The 24,510-nt window shown below is 34.3% G+C and carries 20 protein-coding genes; 3 read left to right on the top strand and 17 right to left on the bottom strand.

The window, feature by feature from the left end; genetic code table 11:
• Nucleotides 1-5: 5 nt before the first annotated feature.
• Together LMD38_RS09205 and LMD38_RS09200 are read right to left on the bottom strand one after the other, a co-directional pair.
• The gene (locus LMD38_RS09205; protein WP_016718210.1) at nucleotides 6-2,105 is read right to left on the bottom strand and encodes a vWA domain-containing protein; all 2,100 of its coding nucleotides are present in this window, start codon (nucleotides 2,103-2,105) and stop codon (nucleotides 6-8) included.
• Nucleotides 2,106-2,355: 250 nt separating this feature from the next.
• Nucleotides 2,356-2,691 carry a hypothetical protein gene (locus LMD38_RS09200; protein ID WP_062821455.1) on the bottom strand — a complete coding sequence of 112 codons (336 nt, stop codon included), beginning with the start codon at nucleotides 2,689-2,691 and terminating at the stop codon, nucleotides 2,356-2,358.
• Between the two features lie 133 nt (nucleotides 2,692-2,824).
• On the opposite strand from LMD38_RS09200, the gene LMD38_RS09195 reads away from it, so the two are divergent.
• Nucleotides 2,825-3,223: a hypothetical protein gene (locus LMD38_RS09195; RefSeq protein ID WP_000554981.1), complete on the top strand. Its 399-nt coding sequence runs from the start codon at nucleotides 2,825-2,827 to the stop codon at nucleotides 3,221-3,223.
• 41 nt (nucleotides 3,224-3,264) lie between these two features.
• On the opposite strand, the gene LMD38_RS09190 is transcribed toward LMD38_RS09195, so the two are convergent.
• From LMD38_RS09190 to LMD38_RS09140, 11 genes are all read right to left on the bottom strand, one after another.
• Entirely contained in the window at nucleotides 3,265-3,984 is a 720-nt protein-coding gene (locus LMD38_RS09190; RefSeq protein ID WP_000828280.1) for a class I SAM-dependent methyltransferase, read from the bottom strand.
• A gap of 107 nt (nucleotides 3,985-4,091) precedes the next feature.
• Nucleotides 4,092-5,798, bottom strand: a complete 1,707-nt coding sequence (locus LMD38_RS09185; RefSeq protein ID WP_000728487.1) for a peptide ABC transporter substrate-binding protein — start codon at nucleotides 5,796-5,798, stop codon at nucleotides 4,092-4,094.
• Between the two features lie 282 nt (nucleotides 5,799-6,080).
• Entirely contained in the window at nucleotides 6,081-7,787 is a 1,707-nt protein-coding gene (locus tag LMD38_RS09180) for a peptide ABC transporter substrate-binding protein (protein WP_000728458.1), read from the bottom strand.
• 372 nt (nucleotides 7,788-8,159) lie between these two features.
• On the bottom strand, nucleotides 8,160-9,872 hold the full coding sequence (locus LMD38_RS09175) for a peptide ABC transporter substrate-binding protein (RefSeq protein ID WP_000727524.1): 1,713 nt from the start codon (nucleotides 9,870-9,872) through the stop codon (nucleotides 8,160-8,162).
• A gap of 347 nt (nucleotides 9,873-10,219) precedes the next feature.
• The gene (locus tag LMD38_RS09170) at nucleotides 10,220-11,482 is read right to left on the bottom strand and encodes a dicarboxylate/amino acid:cation symporter (RefSeq protein WP_001223614.1); all 1,263 of its coding nucleotides are present in this window, start codon (nucleotides 11,480-11,482) and stop codon (nucleotides 10,220-10,222) included.
• A 205-nt stretch (nucleotides 11,483-11,687) separates the two neighbouring features.
• On the bottom strand, nucleotides 11,688-12,725 hold the full coding sequence (locus LMD38_RS09165) for an LCP family protein (protein WP_062821457.1): 1,038 nt from the start codon (nucleotides 12,723-12,725) through the stop codon (nucleotides 11,688-11,690).
• A 17-nt stretch (nucleotides 12,726-12,742) separates the two neighbouring features.
• Nucleotides 12,743-13,741, bottom strand: coding sequence for a hypothetical protein (locus LMD38_RS09160; protein ID WP_016718212.1), 999 nt, complete (start codon nucleotides 13,739-13,741; stop codon nucleotides 12,743-12,745).
• 12 nt (nucleotides 13,742-13,753) lie between these two features.
• Complete coding sequence (locus tag LMD38_RS09155; protein ID WP_000864742.1) at nucleotides 13,754-14,287, bottom strand: sigma-70 family RNA polymerase sigma factor; 534 nt, start codon at nucleotides 14,285-14,287, stop codon at nucleotides 13,754-13,756.
• Nucleotides 14,288-14,414: 127 nt separating this feature from the next.
• Entirely contained in the window at nucleotides 14,415-14,768 is a 354-nt protein-coding gene (locus LMD38_RS09150) for a VOC family protein (protein ID WP_061182418.1), read from the bottom strand.
• A gap of 55 nt (nucleotides 14,769-14,823) precedes the next feature.
• A complete protein-coding gene (locus LMD38_RS09145) occupies nucleotides 14,824-15,630 on the bottom strand; it encodes a DUF2705 family protein (protein ID WP_001041456.1) in 807 nt (268 codons plus the stop codon).
• Nucleotides 15,623-16,516, bottom strand: coding sequence for an ABC transporter ATP-binding protein (locus LMD38_RS09140; RefSeq protein WP_000626590.1), 894 nt, complete (start codon nucleotides 16,514-16,516; stop codon nucleotides 15,623-15,625). Before LMD38_RS09140 ends, LMD38_RS09145 begins: the two co-directional genes overlap by 8 nt.
• A gap of 138 nt (nucleotides 16,517-16,654) precedes the next feature.
• Here LMD38_RS09140 and LMD38_RS09135 point away from each other — a divergent pair, with 138 nt between their 5' ends.
• Nucleotides 16,655-17,275: a TetR/AcrR family transcriptional regulator gene (locus LMD38_RS09135; protein WP_116733341.1), complete on the top strand. Its 621-nt coding sequence runs from the start codon at nucleotides 16,655-16,657 to the stop codon at nucleotides 17,273-17,275.
• A gap of 93 nt (nucleotides 17,276-17,368) precedes the next feature.
• Here LMD38_RS09135 and LMD38_RS09130 read toward each other — a convergent pair whose 3' ends face one another.
• Nucleotides 17,369-18,337 (bottom strand): helix-turn-helix transcriptional regulator, encoded by a 969-nt coding sequence (locus LMD38_RS09130; protein WP_062821458.1) that lies wholly within the window; start codon nucleotides 18,335-18,337, stop codon nucleotides 17,369-17,371.
• A 59-nt stretch (nucleotides 18,338-18,396) separates the two neighbouring features.
• On the opposite strand from LMD38_RS09130, the gene LMD38_RS09125 reads away from it, so the two are divergent.
• Nucleotides 18,397-18,840 carry a VOC family protein gene (locus LMD38_RS09125; RefSeq protein WP_016718218.1) on the top strand — a complete coding sequence of 148 codons (444 nt, stop codon included), beginning with the start codon at nucleotides 18,397-18,399 and terminating at the stop codon, nucleotides 18,838-18,840.
• Nucleotides 18,841-18,887: 47 nt separating this feature from the next.
• Here the strand turns inward: LMD38_RS09125 and LMD38_RS09120 are convergent, their stop codons facing one another.
• The 3 genes from LMD38_RS09120 to parE form a co-directional block, all read right to left on the bottom strand.
• Nucleotides 18,888-19,919, bottom strand: a complete 1,032-nt coding sequence (locus LMD38_RS09120; protein ID WP_062821459.1) for an oxidoreductase — start codon at nucleotides 19,917-19,919, stop codon at nucleotides 18,888-18,890.
• 172 nt (nucleotides 19,920-20,091) lie between these two features.
• Complete coding sequence (parC, locus tag LMD38_RS09115) at nucleotides 20,092-22,515, bottom strand: DNA topoisomerase IV subunit A (RefSeq protein ID WP_001147473.1); 2,424 nt, start codon at nucleotides 22,513-22,515, stop codon at nucleotides 20,092-20,094.
• A gap of 1 nt (nucleotide 22,516) precedes the next feature.
• Complete coding sequence (gene parE, locus LMD38_RS09110) at nucleotides 22,517-24,481, bottom strand: DNA topoisomerase IV subunit B (protein WP_001062200.1); 1,965 nt, start codon at nucleotides 24,479-24,481, stop codon at nucleotides 22,517-22,519.
• Nucleotides 24,482-24,510 lie beyond the last annotated feature (29 nt).

The following is a 24,510-nucleotide window of genomic DNA, read 5'->3' as shown; positions in this document are numbered from 1 at the left end:
ACCTACTATTCACACTCGTATTTGTAAATCTCCTTACCATATCCTCTATCAATTACTAAAAGTTCATTTGGATATAGTGTCTTATGTTCCATTCCAACCTCATCCTCTGTTATAAACATCCCATCAATAATCATTCCTACTACTTGTGACTCTTTCGCTACAAATATCGATTTTGATCCTTTCTTCGCTATAAACGTAACGGATTGCACAGTCTTTCTTTCTGCCCTAAACGGAATACCAAAATAATGCTTCCACCATTTATTTTTCAGTAATTCTGGCTCAGATTGATATAACCAATCTTTCGCTACCTCTTGATCCCATTCGTAATACAATAGTGCTTTACGGTGAAATCTCGGACGGACAATCCATCCTAAAACGATTATTCCTACTATTAACAGTAATAAAGTGATAGGAATAACAAACTTAAAAATAAGCGCATACTTTTCATAAAACGGTGCATCTTGAATGTGGAGTTTTATGTTTTTCTTTACTTCTTGTAACTTTGAATCCTGCACTACGATGGTAGCTTCTACGGTGCCGGTATCTGTAAAATTGAACGTGTCGGAGTAATGAGGTCGAGGATAAATATAAATTTGATTACCATGTTGTTTTATTTCATAGTTGATGGATTGTTTAGATGTGACACCAGTAGATTTTAATAGTTTTTTTACAGCCTCTTCTGTCATCGGCTTATCATCTAACTGTGGTTGTATAATAAATGGTTTACTACTCTCTAAATTCGTTACTTTTTCTTCATAATCTTTCGTGACAGTTCGAAGAGATAATTCAGGCTTTTTCGTTGTTTCGATTTTAAATTCTTTCGTCTGTCTGTAAAATCCTTTTATGTTCATATGAACTTTCCCGCGTACTAATCCTTTAGTAAGCTTCGTTTCGTAATAAAATACATGTCTTTTATCGTCCCACTTCATCGCATATTGCTTTCCGCCTATTTCTACTTCTGCCTGAAAGTAAGAAGACTGAACTGGCAACTCAGTAGGTTTTGCTTCAATAACAGCTGTCACACCTTCATACATTTCCTCAACATTTTTTCTATCCTTATCCTCTTTGTCATAAGTAGAAACAGTATAATTAAGCGCCGGTTCGACTAGTACTTGTAACCCTTCTTTCTCAATATCTCGATCCACTTCTATCGTATACGTTCCTGGTTTAATAACTTCTTCATTTTCCGTACTGATATGAACTATATTTCCGAACAATTTCGCTTCACCTGGTGCATGTATGGAAAAAGAAGATTGTAATTGTAATGGTTTAGAAATTTGTGTGACCTGATAATTAGACAAAGAAGGCGATTGTCGCACAAGCGTCATACGTTTTAACGGAAATGGTGTTGTAATCTCTACTTTCTTTCCTACCACTTTCGTTTTCACAATCGATTCAACAGAGGAGAACGGATCACGATTTGCAACTAATGCCGCCACTTGATTGACGCTTTTTACAATACCATCCTCTCCACTAGATGGCATCGTAACTCCATTTATCTCTTTTTTCCATATTTCTTTAAACGTATTTAGTTGTGCCTTTTCTTGCTGTCCTAAATCCTCTTCCATCGTAATTAAAATTGGATGTAACGATATCTTTTTTGCATCCATTTCTTTCTTAAACTGTGCTAACTTTTGTGTAATTTGTTCTTTTCCGCCAATCTTATCTTTCTCTAAATCATTAAATGCCCCGTCAGTTAAGACAATAAGCCAAAATTCACGTTTCCCATCTATATCTGCTTCCTTTTTTATAGATTGCATCGCCGTTTCTACTGCGCTAAACGGAGTATTTAAATACGTTTTCCACGCTCCAATTCCCTCAATTTCCGTTTGTCTCTTATCCTTCGTTAACGAAATGTTTAATGGATCATTCGGCTTGCTCATTGGAACGTAAGAAAATGTATCTTTTTCATCTAATAGCGCAACTAAACTTTGCAAAGCATAATTGGCATATTTCCAGCGATCGTTATTTCTCATGCTGCCCGAATCATCATATACAAGTGAAACGACCCTTTCCTTTGCCTCCTCTCCTTTTGCAAAAGTCCAAAAAGGATGTAACCATATAAATAGAAACAACATGAATGTGGCACAAATTCGAATTTTCATGATGAGGCTTCGCCACCTTTGTAGACAAATTCCTATGTTTAAATTTATGAGAGGATACAAGATATATGACTTGTATTTTAGGACAACGAACACAGCATAACTTTATTATGTAAACAGTTATAAAAGCTGAATATGATTCCTTCTAGCGTTTTCTATCCGATACTATAAGTAAAAAAGCCTGTTTAAGCTCTACACTTAAAACAGACTTTTCCTACTTTTTATTTTAAAAACACATAACAAAAAGTTTGATTTATTGCTTCACATACACTTCAACAATCGGATTATCTTTATGATCCGCATGCAAGCGTATATTCTCCTCACTTGTACTATATATGCTAGCTAATAACATAATTGTTAACACGTTAGGAGTTTTTGCATCACTCCCATATTTCCTTTCCAGTGCTTCCTTATATTCAAAATCCAAATCCCCTTGCACATATGTATACACTTCAAAACCGTCTTCTAAATTGCAAACTACTGTATCAATAATATCTGCCCCTACTTGTTTCTTTATTTCCTCTCGCAATGCTTCAATAAACTCTTCCCATGATACTTCGTATGTCTGAAACTGATCTGTAGATTTCATGCCTTTTCCTCCTTATATATCCTCTTCCTATATTTCCCCTTTCCTATAACAATTATGATAGATAGGGCATTCGTACAAGCCGCACTTGTCCCCTTTACATATCGTATTACTGTAATGCGGAAGGAGAAGAAACATGCATAGACAAAAATGTTATGATACGTGCCGACGTTATTTCGGTAAAGTTGTTCGAATTGAAGACATTGATGGTCGTATTCATTTAGGTAAAATAATCGATGTGACAAAAGATTCCGTATGGATTGAGCCCATGCAACAGCATTCATCTTTTGATACAGGATTCGGATACTATGACGCATATGCAAACGGTGGCTGTGACCTTTGCGGTGGCCTTAGTAGATGTGACAGCTGTGGATTCGGTTGCGGCGGTGGATTCAGTGGTTGCGGTTGTGGTGGTCGAGGTTGTGGTAATTGTGATGGCGGCGGTTGTGGCTGGGGCGGCGGTTGCGGCTGGGGTGTTGAACTCGGATTTGGTTTTATCTTCGGAATTACATTAGCTGCATTATTTTTCATTTAATATAAGTAAAGAGTTGACTATTTTTAGCCAACTCTTTTTCTTCATTTTTCACATATAAAAATACGATGCCCTAAAATGTGTTGGTACATAAGCCTTATATTTTCATGTTGCACCCATGCCTCATATAACTCATTCGGAATAAATTGTGATACATTCCATTCCGGCTCTTCTATATAAGCAGTGATTGTTTCTGCAATTGTACCACCGCCAGCAATAGTAACCCGCTTAAAATTTGCTTTCTGAAATAATTGTACCCACTCACTCTCAGTTAATAGCTCTTTCATCCCGTATAATTGAGCGATTTTCTCTTCCTCACCCTTATCAATATGCCTATCAATAATCATTTCAATGACAACAAGCTTACCGTCTTTCTGTAGTACACGATAGCACTCCGAAATAACCCTTTCTTTCTCTGTAAAAGCAAGTATCGATTCTCCGAGTACCAATTCAAATGAGTTATTCAAACACGGTAAATTCTCTACATTTTCTTCAATTAATTGTATATCTAATCCTTCAAACGACCATCTATCTTTCGCCTTTTGAATCATAATTTCATTCTTTTCCACCGCTGTTACTTTATATCCAAAATTTTTTGCCATATATGCTGCGGTTTTTCCCGTGCCGCAACCTATCTCTAGGACATTCGCTCCCTGTCTAAGGGGCAGTTGTGCTAGCAATTGTTTTGTTAACGTAAAACCACCTGGATGAGCACTCCCTATTCCGTAATAAGCTAAGAAATCGATGTATGTGTTTCGTTTCATGGGATTCTCCCTTTTTCATTTTATATATTCAAGGAAGAAATAAAAGTGCATAGAAAAAGCATTTTCAAGTGCTCTAATACCGCAACTTGAAAATGCTCTTATCTTTTTTATTTCTCTTCTACATACGCCCATTTGAAACTATATTCCGGACTAATATTATGTTTCACGATTCCCTTTATATTTGGTTTCATTACATATGATCTAGCATTTTGATATAATGGTACAAGCGCTACATCGTCTTCAAGTAATATTTTTTCAGCCTTCCCTAACTCTGTCCAACGTTTTTTTGCATCAGCCATCCATTCTGTCTTACTTTTATTAATAATGTCATCATATTTTGAATTTGAGTAGCTCATCTGGTTTTGCGAATTTTTTGTTTCAAACATATCAAGATATGTCATTGGATCCGCATAATCTGGATTCCAGCCACCATATGAAAAATCATAATCTTGGTCTGATTCTAATTTTAGTTTTTGCTTAAATGGTTGCAGTTTAATATTTACTGTCACGCCTTTTAGGTTTTTTTCAACTTGATCTTTTACATACTCCCCAACTTTTTTCGCATTACCAGTATCATAATTTAATAACTCTATCGTCACTTGATCTTTTCCTAGTTCTTTTTTCGCTTCTTCCCAGGCTGCCGCTGCCTTTTTGGAGTCTTGTTTTAAACCATTCTTGAACGTTTCTGCAAAATCTTTACCGTCTGGTCCACTCGCTAAACCTTTTGGTACTAAGTAATCCACTGGTTTTGAACCATCATTTAAAATAACATTCGTTAAAGCTTTCTTATCAATAGATAATGCAATTGCTTCACGTAGTTTTTTGCTCTTTAATGGTGTATCTTGCCCACCACGTTTTTGATTTAAACGTAAGTAAAACGTACTTGTTTCCGAATATGCGCCAAACTCTTCTTTATTATTTCTATACTTATCAACAAATTCACCTGATAGAAGCGCGAAGTCAATTGCACCTGTATCATATAAATTCACTCGAGTAGCCCCTTCTTTTACTACACTATAGTTAATTTCATCTAATTTTACAGTCTTTTTGTCCCAATACTGATCATTTTTCTTTAATTTCCAGCCTTGCTCATGTTTCCAATCAGTAAGCACAAATGGACCATTATAAAGCGTTGTATCAGACTCTAAACCAAATTTATTTCCTTTTTCCTTTACAAACTTTTCATTTAATGGATAGTATGAAGCAAATGCCATTAAATTCAAGAAATATGGTACAGGTCTTTCTAGTTCTACTTCAAGCGTATAATCATCTACCGCTTTTACACCTAATGTCGAAACTTCTGCTTTTCCTTGATTTATCGCTTCTGCATTTTTAAGATAGTATGCAATAAATGCATACTCAGCAGCTGTTTTTGGATCTACTAGACGTTGCCATGCAAATACGAAATCTTTCGCTGTTACAGGATCACCGTTTGACCATTTTGCATCTTTCCGTAATTTAAATGTATATTTTTTACCATCCTCGCTTTTTGTGCTAGATTCCGCTACAGCTGGGATTGGCTTATTATCTTTATCAAGGCGATATAAACCTTCCATTGTATTCCCTAAAATTTGTGAACCAAGTGTATCTGTATTTTTGGAAGTATCCATCGTCGGAATTTCATTCGTTTCTGTACGATTTAACACTTGCTTTGCCGCATATTTAATATCAGATTTCTTCTCTTCCCCACCATTATTAGACGTTGTAGTCGTTTTTTTCTCCCCACCAGAAGATCCAGAACATGCTGTTAAAGCCATACTCATCGCTAAAACTGGCGCTACAACCGACGTAAACTTTTTCATCTTTTTCTTCATTTTTGTACCCTCCCCAATTTATATGTACGAAACTAACTTTGAGAGATTTTTCTATGAACTTAGTTATTAATACCTTTTCACTAATTAACATCCTGTTAATTATCCTCATTTTTGAAGTTTCACTTATTTTATTTTTATAGTAACTAAGTATTTTACTATTACTACTATACGAATTCTCCCCCATCTACTATATGTCAGTACCACTTTTCTTATTCTTCTCTATTTAATTTAATAGAAAAAGAGCGTGTTAAAGGTAATTATCTTTTAACACGCTCCTTTTTATTATTTCCCTTCCGTTACATAAGCCCACTTAAAGCTATACTCTGGACTAATGTTATGTTTCACAATGCCTTTTACATTCGGTTTCATTACATATGCTCTACCTGTTTGATATAAAGGTACCATTCCTGCATCTTCTTCAAGTAATAATTTTTCTGCTTTCCCTAACGTTTCCCAACGCTTCTTCGCATCAGACATTAATTCATTCCCTGCTTTTTTCACCATTTCATCATATTTTGGATTCGAATAACTCATTTGGTTATATGGGCTCTTCGATTCGAACATATCAATAAATGTCATTGGATCCGCATAGTCCGGACTCCAACCAGCAAATGAAATTTCATAATCTTGTGCCGATTCTAATTTTAGTTTTTGTTTGAACGGCTGAATTTTCGTATTAACCGTTACACCTTTTAAGTTTTTCTCAATTTGATCTTTAAAGTAGTCAGCAATTTTTTTCGCTGTTCCATCATCATAGCTTAGTAATTCAATTGTAACTTGATCTTTACCAAGCTCTTTTTTCGCTTCTTCCCAAGCTGCTGCACCTTTTTTCGGGTTATATTTCAGACCATTTTTAAATGCATCTTGGTAATCTTTACCATCAGGTCCTGTCGCAAGCCCTTTTGGAACCAATTGATCTGTTGCTTTTGAACCGTTATTTAAAATAACGTTTGCTAAACCTTTTTTATCAATTGATAATGCGATTGCTTCCCGTAGTTTTTTACTCTTTAACGGTGTGTCTTGTCCATTACGTTTTTGATTTAAACGTAAGAAGAATGTACTTGCTTCTGAGTACTCACCATACTCTTCTTTGTTCGATTTATATTTATCAACAAATTCTCCTGATAATAGTGTGAAATCAATTGATCCTGTATCATATAAGTTTACTTTCGTCGCAACTTCTTTTACTACACTATAGTTAATTTCTTCTAATTTCACAGTCTTCTTATCCCAATACTTATCATTTTTCTTTAGCTGCCATCCTTGTTCATGTTTCCATGAAGCCATAACGAACGGTCCGTTATACAACGTTGTATCTGCTTCTAAACCGAATTTATCTCCTTTTTCTTTTACGAACTTTTCATTTAAAGGATAGTACGATGGGAATGCCATTAAATTCAAGAAATACGGCACCGGTTTTTCTAATTCTACTTCTAGCGTATAATCATCTACCGCTTTTGCCCCTAAATCTGTTAGTGGCTTTTCACCTTTATTAATTGCCTCTGCGTTTTTAATATAGTAAGCAATAAATGCGTATTCTGACGCTGTATTTTTATCCAGTAAGCGCTGCCATGCAAATACAAAATCTTTCGCTGTTACTGGATCACCATTTGACCATTTTGCATCTTTCCGTAATTTAAATGTATATTTTTTGCCATCCTCGCTCTTCGTACTAGATTCCGCTGCAGCTGGGATTGGCTTATTATCTTTATCAAGACGATATAATCCTTCCATTGTATTCCCTAAAATTTGTGACCCTAACGTATCAGTAGATTTAGACGTATCCATCGTCGGAATTTCTTGATTCTCTGTACGATTTAACACTTGTTTCGCTGCGTATTTAATTTCAGATTTTTTCTCTTCCCCACCACCACTAGACGTCGTAGTTGTTTTCTTCTCCCCACCAGATCCAGAACACGCTGTCAACGCCATACTCATCGCTAAAACTGGCGCTACAACCGCCGTGAACTTTTTCATCTTTTTCTTCATTTTTATACCCTCCCCAATTATATGTACGAAACTCATTTTGAGAGATTTTCTAATAATTAGTTATCAGAAAATTCTTATTAATTAATATTCTACTAATTTTTCTGGTTTTGTAAAGTTATTTTTAAAATATTCTAAAAATTATTTTTTTGTAATAGTAAAAGACATTTTTCACAGTTGTTACTATACAAATTATCTATATCTATCGGTTCATTTACATTTAATCTCATAATAAAAGAGCATTCCAAAAGTCAATAGTCTACTTTTGGAATGCTCTATCATTTTATCTTTCTATCGTGGACAACGAGATTCTTACTACAAAATAAGCTAAGAAACTTGTATGCATCCACTTCAAGATAGTATTATTCTTTAAAATTATTTCCCATCTTTTTCAGTCATATATGCCCACTTGAAGCTATACTCTGGGCTAATGTTATGGTGAACGATGCCTTTTGCATTTGGTTTTTGAACGTATGCATCACCACGTTGATATAAAGGTACAAGTGCTACATCTTGCTCAAGAAGTAATTTCTCAGCTTTTCCTAGCTCTTCCCAACGTTTCTTCGCATCACCCATTAATTCTCCGCCAGCTTTTTTGATCATATCATCATATTTCGGATCAGCGAAGCTCATTTGGTTATGAGAATGATTAGACTGGAACATATCTAAGAATGTCATTGGGTCAGCGTAGTCAGGTCCCCAACCAGCATATGATAAATCATAATCTTGCTCTGTTTCTAATTTCAGTTTTTGTTTGAATGGTTGAAGTTTAATATTAACAGTTACACCTTTTAAGTTTTTCTCAATTTGATCTTTTACATATTCCCCAACTTTTTTCGCATTACCAGTGTCATAGTTTAATAACTCAATTGTAACTTGGTCTTTTCCAAGCTCTTTTTTCGCTTCTTCCCATGCAGCTGCTGCTTTTTTCGCATCTGGTTTAATACCATTTTTAAATGTTTCTTGGAAGTCTTTACCGTCTGGTCCAGTCGCTAATCCTTTTGGTACTAAGAAGTCCGCAGGCTTAGATCCATCATTTAAAATAACATTTGATAAATTCTTTTTATCAATTGATAATGCAATTGCTTCACGTAATTTTTGGCTCTTTAACGGTGTATCTTGCCCGCCACGTTTTTGGTTCATACGTAAGAAGTAAGTACTTACTTGTGAGTATGTGCCAAACTCTTCTTTATTGTTTCTATACTTATCAACGAATTCACCCGATAATAGCGCGAAGTCAATTGCATTTGTATCATATAAGTTTACTCTTGTCGCTACTTCTTTTACTACACTATAGTTAATTTCGTCTAGTTTTACAGTCTTTTTATCCCAATATTGATCGTTTTTCTTTAGTTTCCAGCCTTGCTCATGCTTCCAATCAGTAAGAACGAACGGTCCGTTATATACTGTCGTATCAGACTCTAAACCGAATTTATCCCCTTTTTCTGTTACAAATTTCTCATTTAACGGATAGTACGATGGGAATGCTACTAAGTTTAAGAAGTATGGCACTGCTTGTTCTAATTCAACTTCTAAAGTAAGATCGTCTACTGCCTTTACTCCTAGTTCCGTTACAGGTTTTTCGCCTTTATTAACCGCTTCTGCATTTTTAATTGGGAATGCGATAAATGCATACTCAGCAGCTGTTTTTGGATCTAGTAAACGTTGCCATGCATATACGAAATCTTTCGCTGTTACAGGATCACCATTTGACCATTTTGCATCTTTACGTAATTTGAATGTATATTTTTTACCATCCTCACTCTTCGTGCTTGATTCTGCCGCAGCTGGGATTGGTTTGTTATCTTTATCTAATCGATATAAACCTTCCATCGTGTTCCCTAAAATTTGAGAACCTAATGTATCTGTATTTTTAGAAGTATCCATTGTTGGAATCTCATTTGTTTCAGTACGATTTAGTACTTGTTTCGCTGCTAATTTTTCTTCTGATTTGCTATCTCCGCCTGAGCTAGAATTTGTGCTTGTCTTCTTATCTCCACCTGATGTAGAACATGCTGTTAATGCCATACTCATTGCTAAAACTGGTGCTACAACTGCTGTTAGTTTTTTCATTTTTTTCTTTTTCACTTTCTGTACCCTCCCTAATTCTAAACGCTCTCATTTAAGAATTTTCTGATAATTCCGTTTTTCTTTATATATTTATCAGAAGATTCTTATTAACTATTATTCTACTAATTTTTTGAGTTTTGTAAAGTGTTATTATTGAAAATTTTTAAAAAATTATTTTATTACAGTAATATTCATAAAAATTCCATAATCTTTCGAAACACTATACCTCATTGAATTATATGTACTGATTTAATAACCTTTATATCCTTCCACTATAATACACCTGTAAATTATTGTTAATAAATAATGTATATCATAACAAACCTCTTTTCTACAAAAATAAAAAAGTCAGCAAAGCTGACTTTTTATCCGACCATTTTCTCTTTTTTCATTTCCTCTATTACTCTCGTATACTTCTCTTCATCAAATTCATTTTCACTTTTTGCAACAACTACAGTCGCAATACCGTTACCAATTAAATTGACGATAGCACGTGCTTCTGACATGAAACGATCTACACCAAGTAATAGCGCTAACCCTTCTAATGGAATAACATTCATGGCAGATAAAGTAGACGCTAGTACAATAAAGCCTCCACCTGTTACCGCGGCTGCTCCTTTAGATGTAACTAACAAAATAGCTATTATCGTTAATTGTTGACCTAGTGAAAGATCGACGTGAAAGACTTGTGCTAAAAATATAGTAGCCATCGATAAATAAATTGTCGTTCCATCTAAATTAAAAGAGTATCCCGTCGGAATGACTAAACCTACTACCGGCTTCGAACATCCGAAGTCTTCCATCTTTGTCATCATTCGCGGTAATACTGATTCTGATGATGATGTCCCGAGAACAATGAGTAATTCTTCTTTAATGTGAGCTAAATATTTCCACAAACTAAATTTGTACAGTTTACAAATAAAATTTAAAACAATAAAAACAAATAATGCCATTGTCGCATATACACAAATCATTAATTTACCAAGTGGAATAAGTGTACTTAAACCATATTTGCCAATTGTAAACGCCATCCCGCCGAATGCTCCAATCGGTGCTAATTTCATTACAATTGATAAAATGTTAAAAAATACTTTCGATAACCTTTCAAAAAAATCGATTACCGGTTGTCCATTTTTCCCTAACATCGTTAACCCAGCACCGAATAAAATGGAGAAGAACAGCACTTGTAAAATATCACCTTTTGCAAATGCTTCAAACATGTTAGACGGTACAATATGTAAAAAGAAATCCACCCACTTCATTTCTTGCCCGCTTTGTACATATTGCGAAACATCTCCGCCCTTTAGCTTTGAGGGATCTAATCCATCTCCGGGACGTACAACATTCGCTATGATAATACCAATAATTAAAGCCGCAGTTGTAACAATTTCAAAATATAATAATGCCTTACCACCAACACGACCTACCTTTTTCATACTTCCCATACTTGCAATACCAAGCACAATTGTTAAAAAGATAATCGGTGCAATGACCATTTTAATCATATTGATGAACGTTTCACCAATTGGCTTCATCTCTTGTCCAACACTCGGCCAAATAGCTCCTACTGCAATACCACAAATAATGGCCACAATAACTTGAAATGTTAAATTCTTTACGATTCTCATTTTTGATACTCCCCTGCTTCTTTCATTTCTCCCATACTTTTTCAATAATTGCTAATGATATATTCTATGTAATAGCCCCCCTGTTATGTAACTTAAACTACAATTTTATGTTACACTATTATCTTAAATTTGAAAATAGTATATAACATTAATGAATAAAGTACATACTATTAAACGTAATAAAAAAGCAGACATTACATCTGCTTTAATTTTCCTCAATCTGTTTTTCACTTAATCCTAAATGTGTTCTAAGCGTATTACTCAAACTCTGCAAATCTTTTTTATTAGGATTATAATAATATACACGTTGCCCATTTGGACCATTAGGTAAGTATAAATCATCACCTGCTAATTGAATTTTTTCAATCGAACAATTTAAACCGTATTTATAAAAAGATAAAATATCATCCATTACTAAATTTGTTTTAAAATCACCGTCAACCGCCTCAACTATTTTTTCTAGCTTCGTAATCGATCCTACACTTTTTAATTTACTTAAAATCGCTTCCATAACAAGTTGTTGGCGCTGTCCTCTCATTGCATCACTATCAATATGACGCGTTCTTGCTAAGGCAAGTGCCTCTTCCCCTGTTAATTTTTGTAGTCCTTTTTTCAAATGGATCGCGTCAGGTTCATCTTTACTATTTTGCTCCGTAAATTCAACTGGGACATCTACTTCAATCCCATCTAATCCATCAACAATTTTAGTAAATGAATTAAAATTAAACTTTACAAAATAATCAACAGGCACTTGTAATAACTTTTCTACCGCTTCCACTGAAGCTTGCGGCCCTCCATCTTTACCATTTTTAACGAAACCACTTCCATATGCATGCGTTATTTTATCTTTTTTCTTTTCAACCGGAACATATGTGTATGTATCACGTGGTATACTCGTTAATTTCACAGTCTTATCATCTTTATTAAAAGTAGCTAACAGTAGTGCATCTGTATGAAATGCACCATTATACTCCTTTTGTCGTTCTTGATTTTCATCAATTCCCATAATTAAAAGTGAAACATTATTCGTAATCGGTTTTACAGTTTCCTCACGTAAATTTGATCTTTCACCACGTGCTAAATTAACATTTGATTTTTGTACGAGATTAGAAGTTTTCATATATACGTAAGTACCATATCCAAATCCGCAAAATAGTAATATCGCTAACAATACACTTACTATCGTTGTCTTTTTATATTTTCGTTTATTTTTCTGTTCTCTTGAAGAAGAGGTATTCTCCATATCATTTCCTCCGTTTTCTATTCATCTAATATATTTTTCAATTTTTCATACTTAGAGCTATCCTTTTGAAATGCATTCTCTTTCAACCCTTTGTTTATTTGTATCCATTCAGTCGTAATCGAATATTGAATCATACCTTCGTGGAAACTAAGGAACTTTAGCATAATCCCCGTATTTTTCTCTACAACCATTTCAAATTTCCCTCTTAAATCTTCAGATGTACTTACAGGCATTTCTATATTTATTGTCCCTTCTATTTTGTAGCAATCCAGTCCAAGATACTTCGTTTCTTTATAATTCCAATCTTTATATCGAATTAATAGATCAGCAAATTCGGATTGAATACTATACTTCGCGAATCCTATATATTCATCATCATACCTTTTTTTCTCACCTGATTTTCTCAATAACCTTTCCGTAGGATTTAATTTTAATAGTTCATAGTTTCTTTCTTTCGGGCTCCATTTTGTTTCTTTGTACGTATACTTCTCGTCATCAAACTCTTTTTTCTTGCCCTCGTTATATATAATGGTTCGTTTTTTCACTAGTTTATCTTCTTTCGAAGAGATACCTCTTTGTTGCTCCGTATCAATCGCATATTTGTATGTTGTAGCAATTCTTGAAGAACTAGAATATTCCTCAAATTGTCCTGAAATATTATTAAAATGATCAATGGAATCTAGCATCTTTTCATGAATCTTTTCTTTATCTGGATAATTTGCATTCGCTTTTATTTCCTCTTCGTTTTCGTAATCAGAAAATGCCTTTTTCTTTACATATTCAAACACTCCGCCGTTTTGAGCAAAAATTTGATCAGAAAACTCCGACATAGACACAATTGAAAGTGCTAGAACCGCAGCACTTATAGCCATCATATAAACTCTGTAACCTTTCTTTTTTACCGGGAGATTATGTAGTGTACAATTGATCTTTTCATTTAACTCTGGTGGCACTATAACACTCTCTTCTTTTATTCTCTTTTTTAATTTCTCATCAAATATTTTTTCATTATCCATCCTTTGCACCCCCTATTCCATCTTTAATCGTTTCTGTAGTTGTTCCCTCGCACGTGCCAATCTCGATTTCACTGTTCCTTTTGGTACTTCTAAAAGCTTCGCTATACTCTCTTGATTCATATCTTCATAATAATAAAGCACCGTAACAGCTCTTAACTCTTCATGTAACGATTGAATCGCATTACACAAATCTATATCTTCATACTGATCGCACGCACTCATATTGTAATCATTCTCTTCTGTCACAATTATCTTTTTATACGTTCTAATAATGTTATTACATTCATTCATTAAAATTCGAATCAACCAAGTTTGAAAAAACTCTTCTTTCTTTAATTTTTTTATATTTTCATAGGCTTTTAAAATTGTTGTTTGTATCGCATCCTCTATATTTGTCTCATCACGTAACATAGCCTTTGCAATACGATACATCTTTACTTTTTCTGTATGTATAAGCCTCATAAATGCTTCATGATCACCTTTTTTCGCTAAAGAAACATCGGTTTCTTCTTTTACAATCATTTTATATAAAGGGATTACTTTCACAATTGCTCCTCCTGTTTCATCCTCACTTCAAATTTAACTTTACATGTATTAGACGGATGAGCCTAGAAAAAGGTTCATTTTTTTGAATATTTTCATAAAAAAAGGTAAACATTTTTCATGTTTACCTTTACTTAGATGTAATTCTAAGGAAATACCCATCTGGATCCACAATTTTAAATCCTCTCATCTCCCATGGATAAGTTTGAATTTCTTCTTGTATTGTGCACCGATTCTCTTTACAACGTTCATATACTTCTTCAATCCGATTGACAACAATAATTAGTTCAAAGCCCTTCCCCTTCATCTCTTTTCGATTGTAAAAATAGTGATTTTCATTCAATCTTGAATCACTAACTAGTAATAAAGAAAACTGGTCGAAATTAAAACGTGCTGCATGCATATTTCGTTTATACAACTTTAAACCAATTACTTCTTCATAGAACAATAATGACTTTTCTACATCATTTACATATAGCTGCAACTCATTCGTTTCCTCCTCATCAAAAAAAGTCCACTCATATAGTGGACTTTCTACTCTACAACGGTAAATCCCTCTTCTTAAACAATACAATCGCTACTATAAAAATACAAAGCGCTCCCGCAGCTAAACCTATACTTACTGGCCATATATTATACGTTCCTTCCGCAATTTCTTTTGGACGAAACAGTGTAAATAACGATAGACTTTTCATCCACTCTAACTTATCACTTAATTTACCTACCATATTTAGTACAAAAAATAAAATAGTTAAACTTGCTGAGTAGCTAAGTGCTTTTCTTTCATCATTACATATACAAGAAAAGAAAAATGAATAAGCACTAACGACTAAAAATGTGAGCCCTCCGACTATATTTATCTTCAGGAATAATTCTTTATTTAAATTATTATCTTGTAAAAACCATTCCGCACCTACTATGCCCGCTACATACGTAACAACTACAATAATTAGTAGTCCTAATATGAGAACAGAGGCTTGCGTGACTGCAATTTTCACTCTAGATACAGGTGTCGCTAATAAATATGCCATCGCCCCTTTATCTACATGCCGGACAATTAAATGTGTTGCAACTGTAACGCAAAAAATTGTTAATATGATAATAAACAATAGACTATAGTACTCACCAGCTAAAAAATCCATTACGTTTTGAATCGGACTTTCCATGCCAACAATTTTTTTCACACTATCAGGCATAGCGCTTATTAATTCATTTAAACCTTTCGCTGATACCATTGAAGGGAATATCCAAATTAACAACCATAAATATAGAGCTGCACCAGTTGCGTAACTCAAAATACTTTTTTGCGTCTCTTTCAAACTAGCTAAAAACAATTGCTTATTCATGCTTTACCCCTTCTTTCTTATCGTAATAATGCATAAATAAATGTTCTAAATCCATCGCTCTCGTTTGAAGCGCTGTTACATTATAGTTTGAAAGTATTTGTAAAACAATTTGATAGTTTCCTTGTACAATAATCGATGCCTCTCTACCTTTTACCGCTTCAAATTGTAAATTACATTGCGTAAGAGATTTAATCTCTTCCTCTGATGATACGGTTACATCTATCACTTGTCGTCTCATACTTTGTAAATCATGAATATTTTCAACCGTTACAAGGCGCCCATCTTTAATAATCGCTACTCGGTCACATGTACGCTCAATTTCAGTGAAAATATGTGAAGACATAAGAATTGTTTTTCCTCTTTGCTTTTCCTCTACTATTAAATCTATAAACACTTGCTGCATAAGTGGATCAAGTCCTGATGTCGGTTCATCTAAAATTAACACCTCTGGATCATGCATAAATGCAGCGACAATCCCTACTTTTTGCTTCATTCCTTTAGACATTTTTCGAATTGGTGTTTTCACATCAAATTGAAGACGTTCTATTAATTCATCTCGTCTTTTCGTATCCTTTAGCCCACGCATTCCTTGCATTAACTTCAAAAACTCTAATCCGTTCATTCCTTCAATAAAAGAGATTTCTCCTGGTAGATAGCCAACTTCTCTTTGAATTTTCGCTGCTTCATTCCAACAATCCAATCCAAAAATTGTCGCTTTACCATCTGTCGGTTTTATAAACCCCATTAAATTACGAATTGTTGTGGATTTCCCGGCACCATTTGGTCCTAAGTAACCGAATACTTCCCCTTCTTTCACTTCAAATGTGATATGAAACAAACCTTTTCCATTTGAAAATTTTTTTGTGACATTTTGAACTGAAATCATCATTCCACCTCATTTTTTGAAATATTTAATATATGATATTTCAAAATTATTGTACTCCTCATCTTTCATATTCGCAACAACTTTTTGAAATATTTATATGTCTATATTTCAAATATTATTGTTTTTCATTATTTTTTCTTGTATATTTTAATTGAGGTGATTGCATTGAACGGCTTTGAAAAAGTGAAAGAAAAGAAAAAACGTGCTATTAAAGAGGCAGCCTTCTTATTATTTTCAGAACGCGGATTTAATGAAGTGAAAATAGAACATATTGCAAAAGAAGCAAACGTTTCTCAAGTAACCATTTATAATCATTTCGGAAGTAAAGATGCGTTATTTCGAGAGCTTATACAAGAATTTATTATATCTGAATTTCAATATTATAAAGATCTTGCAGCGGAAAAATTACCTTTTCATGATATGATGCAAAAAATGATTGTAAGAAAAATGAATACTGGTGGGTTATTTCAGCCGGATATGTTACTACAAATGATGCAAAGAGATGAAGAGCTCCGAAAGTTTATTTATAGTTATCAAAACGAAAAAATTTTGCCTTGGTATTTAGAAATATTAGAACAAGCACAGCAAAAAAATGAAATTAATCCCCACCTTACTAAAGAAATGATGTTACTTTACATTCAAATGTTTACTAAATTAGGGGATGATTTCGGAGCACAACTTCTTGAAAGAGATCGTGAAAAACATATACAAGATATCGTTACGATGTTCTTTTATGGACTGTCCGTCCCAGAAAAATAATTGTATCTAAAGAACAAATAAAATCAACAAAAAGCCCTTTGATATTTAAATCTCAAGGGCTTTTTCATGTCAAATAAATGGCTAAAACTAACTTTACCTTAAAGAAGTGAAATGCTGCTTTATAGATAACACCTTATTATAGATTAACTCTTTTAGCATAACAGGCTGAATTGAGATAATCGTTTCACCGAAATTCAGAAAATAGTTCGAGATAAAATCAACTTCTTGTTTATTGAAATAGCCTGTTATAATATAATGTTCATTTTCTTTTTGTATCCTCATGGAAGGATAATTCTCTTTATCAAAAATGTCTTTTCCTCTTTGATTAACAATGACAATAAAATCAATTGCATCAGGTTTTCTGTGAAAAGTAGCAAGATAATTTAATAATTCCTCAAGATTTTTTGGCTTCGTATTACTTGTTTCCATAATAGAAAGAATTTTATCACATCTAATTATTTGAACATTATTTGTCTCAAAATTAAAGATTTTAGCATACCACTGGCCAAATTTAGATTCTATTCGAATAAATTGTGCAATCAAGGCTTTCTCCACATCTTTTTTTAAATATGTTAAATGATAAACTCGCTCAGCAAAAATCCCCTGCAAAATTTCTTTTAAGAACGGACTAAAATTACTATGATTTGTTACTTCAAAAGAAAGCGTTCGTTCCATAATTGCAATATTTTTACGCACATTATCAGGTAAGACATGTTTAAATTTATTTTCAAGCGCAATACTTTCTATATTGAATGGTTTTGTCTTGTATCCATTTAATGTAAGAATTGAAAAATATAATGCATACATTTCATCCACACTAAAATAAATTGGTGACAACACACTATTTTCTATAATTTTATAACTTCCATTTCTGCCTAGTTCAGAATATATTGGTACACCTATTTCTTCTAATGATTGAATATCTCGCAACGCGGTACTTTTAGAAATATCATATCTAACCATTAAATCTTTTAAATTAAAATATCTTTTATTATTTAAGAAAATAAGCATATCATTTATTCGTTCCGTTTTTTTCATATTTCCCTCCTCGAAAGGTGTCATGTATTGAAACCTTTTTAGTCTATATTATAATTATTAACTAATAAAGGAGTTATAAATTTATGACATTAGAAATAGCTATTTTTCTTTCAATGAATGGGCAAGCAAAGGAGGCAATTCATTTTTATATACGTAATTTAGAAGCCAAAAAGTTAATGGTTGTTACGTATGAAGAACTGGCGAAAAGAGATAGTTCTTTCAAAATTACAAGTGAAAATAAAGATCATATTGCTCACTCTGTTTTACAAATTGGGAATACAAAGCTAATGATAGCAGAAGATACAATGAATCCTAACGAAGGTTATAACATTGGAAATAACATGTCACTTTGCATTCAAAGCGCTAATTTAGAAGAAATACAAAGATTTTATAATAATTTAATTGCCGATAAAGATGTGAAGGTAATCTCTCCACTAGAAAAAAATATATTTAGTGAAGCATATGGTATTATTGAAGATCCTTACGGCATCCAAATCCAGTTAATGTATGATAAACGATTAAACTAAATAATTTGCCATATTCCTAATAAAAAAGACACGAAATTCGTGTCTTTTTATTTTACAGTGATAACTCTACCCGTTTCACTACTTTCAACCGCTAATTGAATCAGCTTAATTACTTCTAAACCTTCTTGCGCTGTTACAGGTAATTTCTCACCACTTATAATACTATCTCTTACACCTTTATAGTACATGTCATAACAGCCAACTTCTGTTGGAATACGTACTGACTCTTCTTCTGTTTCTAGAGTAGCAAAATTCTCTTCAATGTCTACTCCGTAACCGTTATCGCCTGGCTTCATTCCATTTTTTAATTGTTCTTCCTGTGAATCCATACCGTATTTCACGATAGAACCTTTATCTCCATGCATTGTAAAGTGTGGACCTGCCTTTTTCACATAACTGCTACTACGTAAAATGACACGTTTAACTCCGTAATAAAGTACTATGTGGAAATAATCATCCACCTCTGCACCTGGGCGTTGTTTGATTATATCTGCACGTATCGCGTCTGGTTTCCCAAATAATGATAATGCTTGGTCAATTAAATGCGATCCTAAATCATATAATATTCCTGATCCTGGTAAGTTCTTTTCTCTCCAGCGATCACGTACATGTGGACGGAAACGATCAAAATGCGCTTCATATGCGTATAGATTCCCTATTCTATTTTCTTCTAATAATTTCTTAATTGTTAAGAAATCATTATCAAAACGGCGATTATGATATACACTTAATACCACATTATGTTTCTTTGCTAATGAAATAAGCTCTTCCCCTTCTTCAATTGAAACAACAAATGGTTTTTCTACAACAACATGCTTACCGTTTAATATTGCTTCTTTTACATATGGAAAATGAGTTGTATTTGGTGAAGTAATGACGACTAAGTCAATATCAGCTCGCTTCACCAATTCATCAATTGTACTAACGACGTTAGCACTCGGTAATATTTCTTTTACTACCTCTTCTTTTGAAGATAATATGGTACGAATATCGTATTCTTCTATCGTTTGTAATAATGGGATGTGAAATGTTGTGCTAGAAAATCCAAACCCTACAATCCCTACACCTATTTTTTTCATGTTGCTGCCCCTCCATTTATCCCGCTATTTGTGGGCAGTTAGACCCCCACTCATTTAAGTTTCACTTCATGAGAACGATTTCATTCAATTATTATAACAAGATTATTATTATTCACATAATAAATTGCCTAGAAAAAAGCATCTTGCCATTATTCATGGCAAGATGCTTTTTTTATTCCGGGCGTTTTTTCGTCCACGTTTCAATAACTTCACCAGTATCATTAACATCTAGTACTAAACTACCGTTACTATACCTGTCCTTATTTCGATACGCTTTCGGATCAATTTCTTCTACGATATGTTTCTCTGTCTTCATGTAAACTAGTTCATCGTCTCTAACGATTTCAATACCGACAATGCGGTATGGATTACGTTTTAACTCTTTGAAAATAACAAGACCTCGCTTCGCCCTCGTTGATTTCTCAATTTCTGATGCTTTTAGGCGTTTTACAGCACCACGCTGCGTTACGAGAATAAGTTGATCTTTGTCACCATTTAATGGCTTACCAGCAGCAACATAGTCATCTTCTTTTAAATTAATTGCTTTCACACCAGCGGCTCTTACACCGACTGGACTTACTTCATCTTCATGGAAAATAAGTGCATATGCACCGTGTGTAGCAAGAACGATATCACTCGTTCCATCTGTCGCAAATATATCAACAACTTCATCATCTTTTTTCAAGTTTACAGCAACGAACGCTCTTGAGTAACGCTGTACTTTATATTGGTTTAATTCTGTCTTCTTAATCATACCATTCTTTGTTACAAATACGATAAATCGCTTTTCTTCCTCAAAGTTCGGTACGACAGTTGCCCAAATAATGGTTTCATCCCGGTCGAGTGAAACGATATTAGCAACGTGCTGACCTAAATCTTTCCAACGAATATCTGGCATTTCGTATACTGGCAAATATATATAGTTTCCTTTATTCGTAAATAAGAGGACTGTCTCTGTCGTATTCGTATCGAATCGTTCAAGTAAGATGTCACCCTCTTTCATACCGAAGTCTTTGCCGTTTGAGGCATTATGTGAGCGCCATCCAGTACGTTTCACATATCCTTCTTTCGTTACAGTAACGATGACATCTTCTTGTGGGATCATCACTTCTACATCGATTTTAATTTCCTCGATTTGATCTTCAATAATCGCGCGTCGATCATCACTATATGTTTTCTTAACTCTCTTTAAATCTGTTTTAATTACTTGAAGTAATCTTTTTTCACTTTGTAAAATTGCCTGTAGCTCAATAATTTTCTTATTAAGCTCATCTGCCTCTTGTTGTAGTGCTGTAATATCTGTATTCGTTAAACGATATAATTGCAAGGATACAATTGCTTCCGCTTGCGCTTCTGTAAATCCAAATTTCGCACTTAAATTATCTTTTGCATTACGCTTATCTTTTGAAGCTCGAATCGTTTCAATAACTTGGTCTAAAATCGATAATGCTTTCTTTAAACCTTCTACAATATGTTGACGATTTTCTGCTTTTCTTAATTCATATTGTGAACGTCTCGTAACAACTTCTTTTTGATGCCCAATATATGCATCTAAAATTTTCGGTAATGTCATAAGCGTTGGACGACGATTATTAATCGCTACCATATTAAAGTTATATGGTATTTGCAAATCTGTATTTTTATATAAATAATTTAAAATACCTTCAGAATTTGCTTCTTTTTTTAATTCTACGACAATACGAAGACCTGTACGATCTGTCTCATCACGCACTTCAGCAATGCCATCTAATTTTTTATCTAGGCGTAACTCATCCATTTTCTTAACAAGGTTTGCTTTATTTACTTCGTATGGAATTTCAGTAATTACGATTTGCTGTTTCCCACCACGAACCGTTTCAACTTCTGCTTTCCCGCGAATAATAATTTTACCTTTACCTGTTTCATACGCCTTTTTAATACCGTCAATCCCTTGAATAATACCACCTGTTGGGAAATCAGGTCCTTTCATAACTGTTAATAAATCATCAACAGTACTATTCGGTTTATCAATACGCATCATTGTAGCGTCAATAACTTCTCCAAGATGATGCGGAGGAATTTCTGTTGCATAACCAGCGGAAATCCCTGTAGATCCATTCACTAATAAGTTCGGGAACGCTGCTGGTAAAACAACCGGTTCTTCACTCGTATCATCAAAATTGGATACGAATTCTACTGTTTCTTTATCAAGATCACGTAATAACTCAGATGCAATTGGTGATAATCGGGCTTCCGTATAACGCATTGCTGCTGCTGGATCCCCGTCAACACTACCGTTATTACCATGCATCTCAACTAAAACATTACGTACTTTCCAAGTTTGGCTTAAACGTACCATCGCCTCATATACAGAGGAATCGCCATGCGGATGATAATTACCAATAACGTTACCGACTGTTTTAGCTGACTTACGGAATGCTTTATCGTGCACGTTTCCTTCTACATACATAGAATATAAAATACGTCTTTGTACCGGCTTTAAACCGTCACGCGCATCTGGAAGCGCGCGATCTTGAATAATATATTTACTATAACGTGCAAAGCGATCACCTAACACGTCTTCAAGCGGGAGGTCATGAAACTTCTCTGCTTGCATGTTATTCCACCTCCGTCTCCATAATCATTTCATTTTCTAAAATATTTCCTTCTTCTTGCATACCAAACTGTACATTGCGCTCAATCCATTTACGACGCGGTTCTACTTTATCACCCATTAATGTTGTAACGCGGCGCTCTGCCCTCGCTGCATCATCAATTTTCACGCGAATTAATGTACGCGTTTCAGGATTCATCGTTGTTTCCCATAATTGATCCGCATTCATTTCGCCAAGTCCTTTATAACGCTGTAACATGTAACCTTTTCCAACTTTTTTCGTTACTTCATCTAATTCATCATCTGACCATGCGTATTCAATTACTTCACTTTTTCCTTTTCCTTTACTTACTTTGTATAAAGGAGGAAGTGCGATAAACACTTTACCAGCTTCGATAAGTGGTTTCATATATCTGTAGAAGAATGTTAATAACAATACTTGAATATGCGCCCCGTCTGTATCAGCATCGGTCATAATGACAACTTTATCGTAGTTAATATCTTCCACATCGAATTCATTGCCTACACCGCCGCCAATTGCATAAATGATTGTATTAATCTCTTCATTTTTAAAGATATCAGCAAGCTTTGCTTTTTCTGTATTAATTACTTTACCACGTAATGGTAATACCGCTTGGAAACGTCGATCTCGTCCTTGTTTCGCAGAACCACCGGCAGAGTCACCCTCTACTAGGTACAGTTCATTTTTCTGCGGATTACGTGATTGTGCGGGTGTTAATTTACCACTTAATGTACCTTCTGATTTCTTTTTCTTTTTACCAGTACGTGCTTCTTCTCTCGCTTTACGAGCGGCTTCACGTGCTTGTGCTGCTTTAATTGCTTTTCTCACAAGAAGTGTAGCTACGTCCGGGTTTTCTTCTAAAAAGTAAGCTAAATGCTCTGATACAATGGCATCAATTGAAGAACGAGCTTCACTTGTACCTAGTTTCCCCTTCGTTTGTCCTTCAAACTGAAGTACTTCTTCTGGTACACGTACAGAAACAATAGCCGCTACACCTTCACGAATATCTGTACCTTCTAAGTTTTTATCTTTTTCTTTTAATAGCGAAACTTTACGAGCATACTCATTAAACACACGCGTCATTGCTGTCTTAAATCCAGCTTCATGTGTTCCACCATCTTTTGTACGTACGTTATTTACAAACGATAGAATATTTTCTGAGTAGCCATCGTTAAATTGAAATGCTAGCTCTGCCTCAATTCCATTTTGTTCACCAGAGAAATATACAACTGGATGAATCGAATCTTTCTCTTCGTTTAAGTATGAAACGAAAGCTTCAATTCCTGTTTCATAATGAAACACATCTTCTAAATCATTTCGTTCATCTTTTATTGAGATTTTCATCCCTTTTAATAAAAATGCAGATTCGCGTAATCTTTCACATAAAGTTTCATAGTTATAATTTGTTGTACTGAAAATTGTTGTATCTGGTTTAAAATGCATTGTCGTACCAGATTCTTTCGTCTTTCCGATTTTTTCAAGCGTCGTTACAGGAACACCACCATTTTCAAAGCGTTGTTCATAAATATTTCCGTCACGCTTAATCGTTACGACTAACCATTCTGATAAGGCGTTTACAACTGATGCCCCAACACCGTGTAAACCACCGCTTGTTTTATAGCCACCTTGACCAAACTTACCGCCTGCATGAAGTACAGTTAAAATAACTTCAGGTGTCGGTTTCCCAAGTTTATGCATTCCCGTAGGCATTCCTCGCCCTTTATCAATAACGCTAATACTATTATCTTTATGTATTACGACAGAAATTTCGTCGCCAAATCCCGCTAACGCTTCATCAACGGAGTTATCTACTATTTCGTATACTAAATGATGCAATCCACGGCTGTCCGTGCTCCCGATATACATACCCGGGCGTTTTCGAACGGCTTCAAGTCCTTCTAACACTTGAATCGCATCTTCATTATATTGGAACTGATGCTTCGCCAAACTCCTTGCCCCTTTCCTAATCCAAAATC

Source organism: Bacillus pacificus (assembly GCF_020861345.1).
Lineage (GTDB): Bacteria > Bacillota > Bacilli > Bacillales > Bacillaceae_G > Bacillus_A > Bacillus_A pacificus.
This window is presented reverse-complemented; position numbering and strand designations above follow the sequence as displayed.

Bases quoted from the DNA above. Each gene is read 5' to 3' on its own strand.
- LMD38_RS09205 (WP_016718210.1), bottom strand. From the start codon at position 2,105: ATGAAAATTCGAATTTGTGCCACATTCATGTTGTTTCTATTTATATGG.
- LMD38_RS09200 (WP_062821455.1), bottom strand. From the start codon at position 2,691: ATGAAATCTACAGATCAGTTTCAGACATACGAAGTATCATGGGAAGAG.
- LMD38_RS09195 (WP_000554981.1), top strand. From the start codon at position 2,825: ATGCATAGACAAAAATGTTATGATACGTGCCGACGTTATTTCGGTAAA.
- LMD38_RS09190 (WP_000828280.1), bottom strand. From the start codon at position 3,984: ATGAAACGAAACACATACATCGATTTCTTAGCTTATTACGGAATAGGG.
- LMD38_RS09185 (WP_000728487.1), bottom strand. From the start codon at position 5,798: ATGAAGAAAAAGATGAAAAAGTTTACGTCGGTTGTAGCGCCAGTTTTA.
- LMD38_RS09180 (WP_000728458.1), bottom strand. From the start codon at position 7,787: ATGAAGAAAAAGATGAAAAAGTTCACGGCGGTTGTAGCGCCAGTTTTA.
- LMD38_RS09170 (WP_001223614.1), bottom strand. From the start codon at position 11,482: ATGAGAATCGTAAAGAATTTAACATTTCAAGTTATTGTGGCCATTATT.
- LMD38_RS09165 (WP_062821457.1), bottom strand. From the start codon at position 12,725: ATGGAGAATACCTCTTCTTCAAGAGAACAGAAAAATAAACGAAAATAT.
- LMD38_RS09160 (WP_016718212.1), bottom strand. From the start codon at position 13,741: ATGGATAATGAAAAAATATTTGATGAGAAATTAAAAAAGAGAATAAAA.
- LMD38_RS09145 (WP_001041456.1), bottom strand. From the start codon at position 15,630: ATGAATAAGCAATTGTTTTTAGCTAGTTTGAAAGAGACGCAAAAAAGT.
- LMD38_RS09140 (WP_000626590.1), bottom strand. From the start codon at position 16,516: ATGATTTCAGTTCAAAATGTCACAAAAAAATTTTCAAATGGAAAAGGT.
- LMD38_RS09130 (WP_062821458.1), bottom strand. From the start codon at position 18,337: ATGACACCTTTCGAGGAGGGAAATATGAAAAAAACGGAACGAATAAAT.
- LMD38_RS09125 (WP_016718218.1), top strand. From the start codon at position 18,397: ATGACATTAGAAATAGCTATTTTTCTTTCAATGAATGGGCAAGCAAAG.
- LMD38_RS09120 (WP_062821459.1), bottom strand. From the start codon at position 19,919: ATGAAAAAAATAGGTGTAGGGATTGTAGGGTTTGGATTTTCTAGCACA.
- parC (WP_001147473.1), bottom strand. From the start codon at position 22,515: ATGCAAGCAGAGAAGTTTCATGACCTCCCGCTTGAAGACGTGTTAGGT.